Annotated in this window: 1 tRNA gene and 2 rRNA genes; all 3 read left to right on the top strand. The window is 49.2% G+C overall.

Going from position 1 to position 1,158, the window contains the following annotated elements:
- A 16S ribosomal RNA gene (locus J5224_RS29065) occupies positions 1–611 on the top strand; the annotation flags it as partial.
- 135 nt (positions 612–746) lie between these two features.
- Positions 747–822 (top strand) — tRNA-Glu (locus J5224_RS29060).
- Positions 823–1,019: 197 nt separating this feature from the next.
- A 23S ribosomal RNA gene (locus J5224_RS29055) occupies positions 1,020–1,158 on the top strand; the annotation flags it as partial.

Raw genomic sequence — 1,158 nt, 5'->3', positions numbered from 1 at the left:
CGCACAAGCGGTGGAGCATGTGGTTTAATTCGATGCAACGCGAAGAACCTTACCTACTCTTGACATCCAGAGAACTTAGCAGAGATGCTTTGGTGCCTTCGGGAACTCTGAGACAGGTGCTGCATGGCTGTCGTCAGCTCGTGTTGTGAAATGTTGGGTTAAGTCCCGCAACGAGCGCAACCCTTATCCTTTGTTGCCAGCGGTTCGGCCGGGAACTCAAAGGAGACTGCCAGTGATAAACTGGAGGAAGGTGGGGATGACGTCAAGTCATCATGGCCCTTACGAGTAGGGCTACACACGTGCTACAATGGCGTATACAAAGAGAAGCGACCTCGCGAGAGCAAGCGGACCTCATAAAGTACGTCGTAGTCCGGATTGGAGTCTGCAACTCGACTCCATGAAGTCGGAATCGCTAGTAATCGTAGATCAGAATGCTACGGTGAATACGTTCCCGGGCCTTGTACACACCGCCCGTCACACCATGGGAGTGGGTTGCAAAAGAAGTAGGTAGCTTAACCTTCGGGAGGGCGCTTACCACTTTGTGATTCATGACTGGGGTGAAGTCGTAACAAGGTAACCGTAGGGGAACCTGCGGTTGGATCACCTCCTTACCTAATGATACTGATTCTGTGAAGTGTTCACACAGATTGTCTGATGAAAATAATGAGCAAAAAGCACCTGTTGATGAATGAGTTTCTACTCATGCTGATGCGAACCGATTAGGCAGTCGTCAATCGGGTTTTCGTGTCCCCATCGTCTAGAGGCCTAGGACACTGCCCTTTCACGGCTGTAACAGGGGTTCGAATCCCCTTGGGGACGCCATACCGATAATGAGTGAAAGACATTATCACCGGTTCTGCGGAACCGACAATAACGTAAAGATGACTTACGAGTCGTGTTTACGATATTTGCTCTTTAACAATCTGGAACAAGCTGAAAATTGAAACGAGCAATAGTGGCTCACTACTACTATTGTGATTCTCTCAAGCTTTCACATCCGAAACATTTTCGGGTTGTGAGGTTAAGTGAATAAGCGTACACGGTGGATGCCTAGGCAGTCAGAGGCGATGAAGGGCGTGCTAATCTGCGAAAAGCGTCGGTAAGCTGATATGAAGCGTTACAACCGACGATACCCGAATGGGGAAACCCAGTGCAATT

Source organism: Candidatus Symbiopectobacterium sp. NZEC135 (assembly GCF_025962695.1).
Note: the sequence above shows the minus strand (reverse complement) of the source record. Positions and strands in the feature narration are given on the sequence as shown.